This window comes from Streptomyces sp. NPDC030995, assembly GCF_055571215.1.
In genome coordinates this window covers 191,920-203,081 of sequence record NZ_JBVIFS010000013.1, presented here as the reverse complement: position 1 = coordinate 203,081, position 11,162 = coordinate 191,920, and the positions used below count along the sequence as shown (strand labels likewise).

9 protein-coding genes, 1 tRNA gene and 2 pseudogenes are annotated in these 11,162 nt (G+C 69.5%); 4 read left to right on the top strand and 8 right to left on the bottom strand.

All coding sequences use genetic code 11. The features are described 5' to 3' along the window. Window positions 1–91: 91 nt before the first annotated feature. From ACZ45T_RS21275 to ACZ45T_RS21265, 3 genes are all read right to left on the bottom strand, one after another. Window positions 92–1,348, bottom strand: coding sequence for a hypothetical protein (locus ACZ45T_RS21275; protein WP_468443486.1), 1,257 nt, complete (start codon window positions 1,346–1,348; stop codon window positions 92–94). Between the two features lie 150 nt (window positions 1,349–1,498). Continuing rightward, a complete protein-coding gene (locus ACZ45T_RS21270) occupies window positions 1,499–2,014 on the bottom strand; it encodes a SigE family RNA polymerase sigma factor (RefSeq protein ID WP_468443484.1) in 516 nt (171 codons plus the stop codon). A 56-nt stretch (window positions 2,015–2,070) separates the two neighbouring features. Further along, a complete protein-coding gene (locus ACZ45T_RS21265; protein WP_468443482.1) occupies window positions 2,071–2,550 on the bottom strand; it encodes a GNAT family N-acetyltransferase in 480 nt (159 codons plus the stop codon). Between the two features lie 258 nt (window positions 2,551–2,808). Here ACZ45T_RS21265 and ACZ45T_RS21260 point away from each other — a divergent pair, with 258 nt between their 5' ends. Both ACZ45T_RS21260 and ACZ45T_RS21255 read left to right on the top strand, forming a co-directional pair. After that, window positions 2,809–3,273, top strand: coding sequence for a hypothetical protein (locus tag ACZ45T_RS21260; RefSeq protein WP_468443480.1), 465 nt, complete (start codon window positions 2,809–2,811; stop codon window positions 3,271–3,273). A gap of 7 nt (window positions 3,274–3,280) precedes the next feature. Next, entirely contained in the window at window positions 3,281–3,517 is a 237-nt protein-coding gene (locus ACZ45T_RS21255; RefSeq protein ID WP_468443478.1) for a hypothetical protein, read from the top strand. Here ACZ45T_RS21255 and ACZ45T_RS21250 read toward each other — a convergent pair. The 3 genes and pseudogenes from ACZ45T_RS21250 to ACZ45T_RS21240 all read right to left on the bottom strand — a co-directional run bounded on the left by ACZ45T_RS21250 (window position 3,483) and on the right by ACZ45T_RS21240 (window position 5,988). Next, window positions 3,483–4,763 carry a M16 family metallopeptidase gene (locus tag ACZ45T_RS21250; protein WP_468443500.1) on the bottom strand — a complete coding sequence of 427 codons (1,281 nt, stop codon included), beginning with the start codon at window positions 4,761–4,763 and terminating at the stop codon, window positions 3,483–3,485. The genes ACZ45T_RS21255 and ACZ45T_RS21250 overlap by 35 nt on opposite strands. A 153-nt stretch (window positions 4,764–4,916) precedes the next feature. Next, window positions 4,917–5,645, bottom strand: a pseudogene (locus ACZ45T_RS21245) (caspase family protein); the annotation flags it as partial. Further along, a complete protein-coding gene (locus tag ACZ45T_RS21240; protein WP_468443476.1) occupies window positions 5,638–5,988 on the bottom strand; it encodes an effector-associated constant component EACC1 in 351 nt (116 codons plus the stop codon). The pseudogene ACZ45T_RS21245 and the gene ACZ45T_RS21240, both read right to left, overlap by 8 nt. Window positions 5,989–6,375: 387 nt before the next feature. Here ACZ45T_RS21240 and fxsT point away from each other — a divergent pair, with 387 nt between their 5' ends. Together fxsT and ACZ45T_RS21230 are read left to right on the top strand one after the other, a co-directional pair. Next, entirely contained in the window at window positions 6,376–9,192 is a 2,817-nt protein-coding gene (gene fxsT, locus ACZ45T_RS21235; RefSeq protein WP_468443474.1) for an FxSxx-COOH system tetratricopeptide repeat protein, read from the top strand. Between the two features lie 361 nt (window positions 9,193–9,553). Then, window positions 9,554–10,356: pseudogene (locus ACZ45T_RS21230) on the top strand (tyrosine-type recombinase/integrase); the annotation flags it as partial. Window positions 10,357–10,442: 86 nt separating this feature from the next. On the opposite strand, the gene ACZ45T_RS21225 reads toward ACZ45T_RS21230, so the two are convergent. Beyond that, window positions 10,443–10,516 (bottom strand) — tRNA-Thr (locus ACZ45T_RS21225). Between the two features lie 154 nt (window positions 10,517–10,670). Continuing rightward, entirely contained in the window at window positions 10,671–11,117 is a 447-nt protein-coding gene (locus ACZ45T_RS21220) for a hypothetical protein (protein ID WP_468443472.1), read from the bottom strand. Window positions 11,118–11,162: the final 45 nt, after the last annotated feature.

The window sequence follows — 11,162 nt, the reverse complement described above, 5'->3', positions numbered from 1 at the left end:
GCGTCGCCTCCCTCCTCCGCCTTGCGATCGCACGCACCAGACCCCGCCAGCCCCGCCCTTCGGGCGGCCGACGCGACTTTGACGACACTCCCTAGCGGGTGGTCCACTTCGGGCTCAGCGCGATCTCCTTCAGCTGCTCCATGGTCAGCAGCGGGACCTTGCGGGTGGCGGGCTTGTTCTGGTCGCCGGTGTTGAAGGCGGAGACCACCACCCGGAAGCCGTCCGGACGCAGGGTGTCCACGCTCCACCAGACCACTCCCGCGCCGCCCTTCTCGCCCTGCTTCTGCTCCACCTTCACCTTGGTGCCGTCCGGCAGCGTGGTCACGCCGGTGCCGTCCATGTGTCCGGCCAGCAAGTCCCCCATTTTCGGCTGCGCGTTGACCTGGACCAGCGATTTGCCCTTGCCGTCGTCGAGCACGGCATAGGCGTAGCCGCCCTCGCCACCGGTGGAGATGACGTTGACCCCGTCCTTCGGCAGCAGGGACCGCAGGATGGGGCCGGCGTCCGGGCCGGTGCTCGGCGGGGTCTGGTCGGCCGGACGCGGCTTGACCGCCGGCAGGTCGTTCAGCGCCGGGTGCCACTTGTCGGAGGTGACCAGGGCCGTCAACTGGGCGTTGGTCAGCGGCGGGTTGGTCCGGGAGACGGCCGCGCCCTTCTCGGCGGGGGCGTTCCACTCGGACGCTTCGACCTGGAAGCCCTGCGGGGTCACGAGCACGGCCCGCCAGAGCTTGGTGTCCACCCGGCGGTCCGGGTACTCGTACCCCTTGTAGAGGAGCACCTCGGAGCCACCGGCCAGCTGCTCCGTCTTGCAGTCGTCGTAGTCATGGATGTTCTTGTCGGGGCACTGGGTCAGCTGACGGGCGTTGCTGCCGTTCGGGTCCACCCGGGAGAGGGTGACACTGATCGCCGCCTTGCCCTTGCCGTCGTCGTACACGCCGGACACGAACGGGGGCTCGTCGGTGCCGCGCGCCGCAGTGTCGGTGAGCGTCCCGCCGGGCAGCAGCTCCTTGAACACGGTGACCATCTGCTCCGCGGTGACCGCGCCCGTGCCGCCCCCCGGCACCTTCGGCTCCGGGCTCTCCCCGGGCTGGCCGCTCGACAGGGTCGGCGGCGCAGCGACGTGGACCGCGCCCGAACCGTCGGAACCGTCGAGCAGGCCGCCCGAGTAGGCACCCACCGTCCCGATCAGGGCCAGGGCGAGCACGGATCCGCCGACCATGGCGGCCCGGCGGCGCGCCACCAGCTGCCGGCCGCGCTGCTCGCCGCCGGCCGTGAGGGCGTGCTGGTCGGCCGTGAAACCGTCCCCCGCACGCCGAAGGGCTTCTCCGAGTTCATCTTCAAAGGGCATGGGGAACCAGACCTTCCGTTTCAAGGGTGAAATGAATCAAGGGAACGGAGCACGTCCGATCAGCGCGGCACGGCGGCCCGAGCGACCGCAGCGGCCTCAGCAGCCTCAGCGGCCTCAGCGGCCTCAGCAGCCTCAGCGGCCTCAGCGGCCTCAGCGGCCAGCGAACTCCGCGAGGCTGCCGCCCAGTTCCTCCCGCAGCCGGGCCAGCGCCCGCGAGGTCCGGGTCCGGACCGCCGCCGAGCTGACGTTCATCGCGTCGGCGGTCTCCTCCACGCTGCGGTCCTCCCAGTAGCGCAGCACCAGCACCGCCCGGTCCTTGGGCGCCAACCGCCCCAGCGCCTCGAGCAGCGTCAGCCGCAGCACCGGATCGGTGCCGCGGGCCACCGACGCGCCCGACTCGGGGAACTCCCCGACCGGGCGCTCTTTCGACGACCGGCGGCGCTGGTGCGTGAGGAAGGCCCGTACGAGCACGGTCTGCGCGTACGCCGCAGGATTGTCGATACGGGAGACCCGCCCCCAGAGCAGGTACATCCGCCCCAGGGTCTCCTGCACCAAGTCCTCCGCGAGGTGGGTGTCCCCGCTCGCCAGCAGACATGCCGACCGGTACAGATGGCCCGACCTGCCCGCCGCGAATTCGCGGAACCCGTCTCTGCGACCCTGCCGCATTTACTCCCCCTCGACGCCGTCTCACCCCATTGACGCGACGGCAGTACGGAAATGTTTCACCCCAGGTCGTGGAAGTACATGTGGAACTCCTCGCGGACGAAGCCCTCCGCCTCGTACAGCCCCTGCGCGACGGTGTTGTCGTACGCCGTCTCCAGCTGTACGCCGACCACCCCGGCCTCGCGGGCCCGGCGCAGCACCTCGCGCAGCAGCGCCCGTCCGGCGCCGGTGCGGCGGCCGGACGGCGCGACGTAGAGGTCGTTGAGGACCCAGGCGGTCCGCAGCGAGAGCGAGGAGAACGCGCGGTAGACCTGCGCGAAGCCGACCGTCCCGGCCCCCGGCACGTCGGCGAGCAGGACGAGGGACTCGTCCTTCGCGATGCGCTCCGCCAGGAAGGCCCGCGGGGCATCCGGGTCCTCGACGTCCACCTCGTAGAAGTCGAGGTACCCACGGAACAGCGCGGCCGCGGTCTCGACGTCCGCCTCACCGGCGGCGCGGACCTCGACCACAGAATGCTGCGCTGCTGCCTGACCGTTCATGTACGTCTCCCTGGCTCCTGATCCCGCACGACGAAAGCCATTGTGCGGTTGCCCGCCCGGCGCCGGGCCGGGCGGGGAAGCCTGAAGGAGTCGGCACGTACGTACCCAACCACCCCCAGGACACCGTGCGCGGTTACGGGTAGTCAGCACGCCAATCTGCTGATCACTCTTCGTACTGGACTGCCGCTCGGGGCAGCACCCCGAGCGGACGAGCAGGAGTTCCAGTCCCCAGACACACTCCGTCAGAAGGGGACACAGATGGGCAAGCTCCTCACGGCCCGCGTCATTGCCGCTCTCACCATTGCCGCGGCCGCGACCGCCTTACCGTCCACCCAGGCGCACGCCGGTGCCATCGGCTCGACGCCCGTGGTCACCTTCGACTACCAGGTGGGCGGGGTCACCATGAAGGTGCCGACCGGCTGCATGTTCACCCACATCATCCGCGGCGAGGGCAAGAACATCACCTACCAGAACGCAGGGGTCGACTGCGGCTTCGTAGGAGCCCTCAACACCGGTTTCTGCAACGGGCGCATCGACTTCACCTACGCGGACACCGACAGCAAGATCTACCGCACCTCCCGCGGCAAGGCCCACACCGAATGCAAGATCAACCCGATGCGCGACAACGCGCCCCAGAAACTGCCCCGCTACGGCAAAGCGTGCGCGCACCTCAACATCAACGGCGTGCGACGGGCCAGCCAGTGCCACCACATCACGAAGTGAGCCGCACATGAGCACCCAGCCCACACCCGAAGACCCCGCTTGGGAAACCAAACTCCGCCGGGCCGGCATCAGCGCCTTTCTGGTCGGCGCCGCTGCGGGCTTCGCCTTCTTCGCCCTCTTCCCCGGGCTCCCCCACGTCATCGACTGGGGCGCCATCGCCGTCTCCCTCGCCATCGGCGCCCTCGCCCGCTGGGCCTACCGGGCTCGCCTCACAAGAAGGCGGGATCAAGGGGCTCGTACGTGAGCACCGCGCGGTTCTTGCGGTGCAGGAAGCGCGCGGCGGCGGCGCGGACCTCCGCCGCCGTGATGGTGAGCATGTTGCCCAGTGCGCTCCTGACGAGCTGGGCGTCACCGTGGAGCACGGCGTAGCGGCAGAGCTCGTCGGCTCGTCCCATCACCGTCGACACCCGGTCCAGCCATTCGCGTTCGAGCTGCGCCTGGGCGCGCTCCAACTCCTCCGGCAGGGGACCCTCGGCGGCGAAGCGGGCCAGTTCCTCGTCGACGGCCGCCTCGATGGCCTCGGTGGTCGCGTAGCCGCTGGCCTTGATGTCCAGCCAGCCCATGGAGGGCGCACCGGCGAGCCTGAGCAGCCCGAACCCGGCCGAGACGGCCGTTCGGTCGCGGCGCACCAGGCGGTTGTGGAGCCGCGAGGACTCCCCGCCGCCGAGGATGCTCAGGGCCAGGTCGGCCGCGTCGCACGCGCGCATGCCGTCGCGCGGCAGGCGGTAGGCGGCCATCACGGCGCGGGCCGGCACCGCCTCCTCGACGACCTCGCGCAGCTCCGTGCCGATGATGTCGGGCAGCGAGCCGTCGCGCCGCGGCGGCTTGCCCCCGTACGACGGGATGGAGCCGAAGTACTTCTCGATCCAGGCGAGGGTCTGCTCGGGGTCGATGTCACCGACCACCGAGAGCACGGCGTTGTCGGGCGTGTAGTACGTCCTGAAGAACGCGCGGGCATCCTCCAGCGTGACCGCATCCCGGTCGGCGCCCGACCCGATGGGAGTGTGGTGGTAGGGGTGGCCCTGCGGATAGCACATGGCGGTCAGCTTCTCGAAGGCCGTGCCGTACGGCACGTTGTCGTAGCGCTGGCGGCGTTCGTTCCGGGTGAGGTCGCGCGCCCACTCCATCGACTGCTCGTCGAGGGCGACGAGCAGCGAGCCCATCCGGTCGGCCTCCAGCCAGAACACGAGCTCCAATTGGTGGGCGGGCACGGTCTGGAAGAAGTTGGCGCGCTCGAAGCTGGTGGTGGCGTTGAGGGAGCCGCCGGCTCGCTGGACGTACTCGAAGTGGCCGTTTCCGTTCACCGAGGCGGAGCCGAAGAACATCAGCTTGCAGAAGAGGTGCGTCAGGCCGGTGCGCCCCGGGACCTCGTACCGGGAGCCGACGTCGTACCAGAGGTTCACGGCGGTGACCGGGGTGTTGTGGTCCTCGGAGAGCACCACCCGCAGGCCGTTGGCGAGCCGGTGCTCGGTGATGTCGATGCCCCGCAGGTCCGCCGGGACCGGTTCGTGCGCCGCGCGGGCCGGCGCCCCCCGCGCCCTTCGCAACTCGTCCAGTTCCTTGCGCAGTCGGGCGAGTTCTGCGACGGGGTCGAAGACCGTTTCGGGTGGAGCGGCGTTGCGGGCGAAGACGAAGTCCCGGGCCGCGTCGACGCTGCGTTCCTGGGGGACGGGCCGACGGTCCCGGGTGAGGTCGTCGTGCAGCCTGGTGAAGAGCGGGTGCAGCTTCAACCCGGCCGGCTGGCCGGGGATCCCGGCCTCGACCAGGTCGGCGAGGTACTTGGTGAAGTAGGTCTGCGGCGCCGGCAGGTCGGGGTCGGCCTCGAACCAGGCGGTGGCATCCGCGCTGCTGGCGGTCATCGTGTACGCGCCGGTCCGGGACGCCCGCTCCACCACATCCTCGAGCGGCCCGGCCAGGGCGTGCTCCCGATGGGTGGCCAGCCCGGAGAAGCAGCAGTCGAGCATGACCACCTTGGTGGCGGCGGAACAGTGGGCCAGGGCCCGGCGCACGGCCGCGAACGGCAGGCTGGTGGCAGCCCGGCGGTGCGGCTCGGTGCGGGAGCCGACCAGGCCCAGACACAGCTGGTCCTCGTCGTCGATCTGGCCGTGCCCGACGTAGTAGAAGAGCGCCACGTCCGTGGTGTCCTCGAAGAGGTCGAGCAGCCGGTCGTACAGGTCGCCCGGTCCGGTCTCGTTGCCGAGCACCGTCACCCGGTCCTGCGGCCAGCCGCACCACGGCCCGGTGAGCGTCCGGTACATGCGGTTCAGGCTGTGTTGCGCGGCAGGTACCGGGGTGAGGTGGCGGTAGTCCCACGTGCCGATCAGCACCGCCCGCGAACGGGTGTAGTCGCGCAGCGACAGCAGGTCAGTCATCGAGGAGCCGCTCCAGGATCGGCATGACCTCCTCGACGTTGCGGGCGTCAACGGTGATCTTCTTCCCGCGCACCGACACGGTGATGGACAGATCGCTGCGCTTCGCCCGCAGGTACTGCGGAAGGATCTTGATCGCGGTGACCAGTCCGGTACTGGCCGCCAGCACGCTCAGCACGTCGAACGCACCCTGCTCCCCGGGACCGGGGGTACCGGAGACCTGGCGGACCTCCACACCCGGCACCGAGGCCAGTGCGAGCCACTTCCGCAGCGAGCTCAGCTCGCCCTGCTGGGAAACGGCCAGCTCCACGCTGCGAAGCTCCTCGGCGCCCATGGTGACCCCCACATCCGAGTGATGCCCGCCGACACCGACGGCACCGACTTCACCTCGGAGTCGATCACCCGACCAGATCAAATGTCAAGCAGATCAGACGAGTTGAGGATCGAAGGACGACACGATCCCGGCCACACGACGGCCACACTCACACCGGCCCCGCAACCCCCGCCGACCACCGCGCGGCATGAGGACATGAAAAAGCCCCAGGTCACGGCGAGTGAGTCCTGGGGCTGATCCGAGCCGCCTTCGGGATTCGAACCCGAGACCTACGCCTGCGGTCGGCGTGGTCCCGGATTCTGCCTGTTTCCTTGCCTGTGTGGGAGAACGCAGGTCAATTGGGGGGGACGGGTTCTACCCTCGGAGGTTCAATGCGGTGGCTGGATTCGGGGGATCGGCATGAACGGCGTTGAGGTGTCTGACGGGGCGTGGTTTGTCAGTCATGCGGGGGCGGATCGGGCCTGGGCGGAGTGGGTGGCGTGGCAGTTACTCGATGCCGGTTTCCAGGTGGAGTTGGACTACTGGGACTGGGGTGCGGGTGACAACTTCATCCTGAAGATGAACGCCGCGTTGGAGCGAGGACGCTTTCTGGCGTTGTTCTCCCCGGACTACTTCGAACCGGACCGGTTCACCACGCCGGAGTGGTCCTCCGTCGTGGCGATGAAGGAGAAGATCACCCCCGTTCGTGTGGCCCAGGTCGTCGCGCCGGCGATCCTGCGCCCCCTGATCGCCCGGGACCTGTTCGACATGGGCGAGGAGGCCGCCCGCCGGGCCCTGTTGGCGGCGGTCAACGGCCCGTCCCGTCCGACCGTTGCGCCGGCCTTTCCCGGGGCGTTGCGGCAGCTGGGCGGCAGTGGGCCCCGACTGCCCGGGTCACTGCCGCGGGTGTGGAACCTGCCCGCCCGCAACGCCTCCTTCACCGGCCGCGACACCCTTCTGGTCCAGCTGCGCCAGACCCTTGCGGCCGACAGCCGGGTGGCCGTGCAGGCGCTGCACGGCCGCGGCGGGGTCGGTAAGACCCAGCTCGCCGTCGAATACGCGCACCGTTTCGCCGGCGAGTACGAGCTCGCCTGGTGGATCGCGGCCGAGGATCCCGCCCTCATCCCCGACCAGCTCGCCCAGCTCGCCGCCCGTATCGGCGCCGCACCTGCGGGTGCCCCATCCGCTGAGGCCGTGGACGCGCTGTTGGGTGAGCTGCGCACCCGGTCTCGCTGGCTGCTGGTCGTCGACAACATCGAAGACCCCGCGGTCCTCGCCCCCTATCTGCCGGGCGGCGGCGGCCATGTGCTCATCACCTCCCGCAACCCTCACTGGCACGCCCACGCCAGCCCGTTGAATGTCGACGTCTTCAGCCGCGCCGAATCCGTCGCCCTGCTGCACGGCCACGGTGCCGTCCTGGACGAGACCTACGCCGACCACCTCGCCCAGGCCCTCGATGACCTCCCGCTCGCCCTCGCCCAGGCCGCCGCCCTCCTCACCCACAGCTTGTCCGCCGCCGACTTGATCGCCGAACTGGCCAGGAGCACCGCCGAGGTGTTGGCCGAGGGCCGCCCCGTCGGCTACCCCGTCTCGCTGGCCGCGCAGGTGCGTCTGACCACCGTCCGCCTGGAATCCGACCACCCCGGCGCGGCCGCCCTACTGTCCGCCCTGGCCCTGCTGGCTCCCGAACCCTTCCCCGTCACCACCTGCGCCGGCCACCTTCCCGACCACGCCTCCACCCCCCTGACGGAGGCCCTGGCCACCCGCTTGACCGGCAGCACCACGCTGCATGCCATCACCCAGCACAGCCTGGCCCGAACCCAGGACGGCACCATCCAGCTCCACCGCCTCACTCAGACCGTCCTGCGCGACCAGCTCACACCCGACCAACGCCACCAGGCAGGTCAGGACGCCGAAGCCCTCCTGACCGCGACCGCTCCCGGGCATGCCGAGCAGCCCTCGACGTGGCCCGCCTGGCGGGTGCTGCTGCCCCACCTCCTCGGTGTGGACCCGGCCCTCATCACGACTCAGGCGGGGCGGGACAGTGTCCGCAACGCCTGCTGGTACCTGCTGGACCGCGGCCAGGCCCGCACCGCCCGAGACCGCCTCCAGCAGCTGTACGAAACCTGGTCCCGGCAACTCGGCCCCGACCACGAAGGCACCCTGGCGACCGCTCACTGCCTCGCACGCGCCTACGACGACACCCAGGACCACGCGCGTGCGCGCGCCCTGGACGAGGACACTTTCCAGCGCCGCCGCCTCCGCCTGGGCGAGGACCACCCCGACACCCTGGCCACCGCCTGCAACCTGGCCATCCGGCTGGCGGCGCTGGGGCAGACGCAGGAGGCCCGCGCCCTAGGTGAGGACACCCTGACCCGGCAGCGACGGGTGCAGGGCGAAGACCACGCCAACACACTGCGTACCGCCTCCAACCTGGCCATCCGGCTGGCGGAGCTAGGGCAGACGCAGGAGGCCCGCACCCTCGGTGAAGACACCCTGACCCGGCAGCGGCAGGTGCAGGGCGAAGACCACCCCGACACCCTGACCACCGCCTCCAACCTGGCCATCCGGCTGGTGGAGCTAGGGCAGACGCAGGAGGCCCGCACCCTCGGTGAAGACACCCTGACCCGGCGCCGACGGGTACTGGGCGAAGACCACCCCGACACCCTGATCACCGCCTCCAACCTGGCCATCGATCTGGCGGAGCTAGGGCAGACTCAGGAGGCCCGCACCCTCAGTGAGGACACCCTGACCCGGCGCCGACGGGTACTGGGCGAAGACCACGCCAACACACTGCGTACCGCCGCCAACCTGGCCATCCTGCTAGCGGATCTAGGGCAGACGCAGGAGGCCCGCACCCTCAGTGAGGACACCCTGACCCGACAGCGACGGGTACTGGGCGAAGACCACCCCGACACCCTGATCACCGCCTCCAACCTGGCCATCGATCTGGCGGAGTTAGGGCAGACGGACGAGGCCCGCACCCTCAGTGAGGACACCCTGACCCGACAGCGACGGGTACTGGGCGAAGACCACCCCGACACCCTGATCACCGCCGCCAACCTGGCCGTCCTGCTGGCGGATCTAGGGCAGACGCAGGAGGCCCGCACCCTCAGTGAGGACACCCTGACCCGGCAGCGGCAGGTACCGGGCGAAGACCACCCCGACACCCTGTTCACCAGAAGGTTCTTGGAGCGGTTGGATGAGATGCGAGAGGATCCCGGCCTCGGCGAGTGATCAGTCAGGGCACCGACGGTCCCCAAATTACGAGTTGTCAGATTTCGTTCCACGGTCCGTAGCCCTACGCGCCGCCCCTTCCGCTGCTGCTCAGGGCCGGTCCCGTACGCGGGGTGGACGCTGCCGCACGATCGTGGATTCAGCATCAATCGAGCCCGTAACTGAGACCGTCCCTTCGCCATGGAGGAGGGCTCGGAGGATCTCGAACCGCTGCCGTCTGCCTTGCGAGTTCATAGCCTTGAGGGCGTTGCTCATTCACGCCGTTGGAGCCACCGCCTCCTACTGCGGGACCACCAGCTCATGACTTTTCCGGCGCCCGCACCGTCCCCATGCACCAGGTGCGGCACGAGGTTGAGCCGAGCGACTCCGCGACCTGGAGAAGCTGCGCGACGGGGGCCGGGCCACGAAAGCTGGGCGGAAGCGGACACGTACCTGACCACGATCGCGAGTCTGAAGCTCAAGCCGCGGTCCCTCGACGCCTACTGGTCGAAGACCCGCAGCGACATCATTCGCGGTGTCGGCAAGCACCGCCTCGACAAGCTCGCCCCGGAGCACCTGGAGGTGATGTACGCAGCCATGATGGAGGAGAGGTACGCCCCGTCTCACGTGGTCAAGGTGCACCGGATCCCGTCCCGCGCCGTGAGAATCGCCCACCGCCGCAGGCTCATCAACGAGAAGGTCGCCACGCTCGTAGATCCGCCGTCCGTCGACGAGACAGAGGCGAACCCCTTCTCGCGGGAGGAGTCAAGGCGTTCCTCGCAGCCGCAGCGAAGCGCCCCACGTTCATGCGGTGGGCCATCGGCGTCGGCATGGGCTTCAGGCAGGGCGAAGCCCTGGGTCTGCGCTGGCAGTACGTCGACCTGGAGCAGGGTTTGTTCCACACCCCTGGCAGCTCCAGCGCCTCACCTGGAGGCACGGCTGCAGGAACGCGCACGCTTGCGGAGCCCGACTTCACCGCTTCGAGCCCTGCCCCGGCCCAAGACGAAGAAGAGCCAGAACCCTGTGCCGATCCCGCCGGCCTTCCTGCCCTACCTCCTGGAGCACAAGGCGAAGCAGGACGAGCAGCGGCAAGCCGCCGGCGAGAAGCCATGCACCGGATGGGCGAGGCCTTCATGCCTGGCCTCAATCCGCCGTCTGAGACCAGAATTGAGACCGATAGCACCCGGGCAGCCCGTGCGCGGCGCCGTCGCAAGATCCCGGAAATAGCAAAAGCCCCAGGTCACGGCGAGTGAGTCCTGAGGCTTCTACAGAGCCGCCTTCGGGATTCGAACCCGAGACCTACGCATTACGAGTGCGTTGCTCTGGCCAACTGAGCTAAGGCGGCACCGCTGGTCAGACAAGTATTCCCTCGAAGAGGGGCTCTCATCAGCAGCGGCGCCAAGTCTACAGGGTGTGAGGGGGTGCCCTGAACCGGGTTCCGTGCGGGTGAGGTACACATCACAAATCCGGGTACTCATCGCATATCCGGCACGTGTCGGCTACCAGGCCGGGCGCGGGTCCCGCAGGTGTTCCGGGGTTTGCTCGGGCAGCCAGGAGTGTCCGACGTCCGTGCGCCACAGGTACCCGGGGCTCGGCGCGAACCTCTGCGTCGGCGGCGCCGGCTCGTGGAAGCGCTCGGTACCCGGCAAGGGCACCTCCACCAGCGCCCCGTCACGGAACATCCACAGGCCGAAGCAGTCGTCCTCCTCGTCGTGGAGCATGACCTGCACGCACTCCGGCTGGTTCCACGGCAGCGCCTCCAGGTCCTTCAGGACCCCGGTGCGCTGACCCTCGCGGATGAACTCGATGTACCAGCCGCCGATGAACCAGTCGGGTATCTGCTCGAACCGCCCGCGCCAGCTGCGCGACGCGTCGTCGCGCGTCAGCGGCTCCATCACCTCGTCCTCGTACCGGGCCAGCACGAGGACCTGCGCCATTCTGCTCATGCCCGCATGTGATCGCGCACGGCCGCCTTCGGGCAAGCGGTTTAC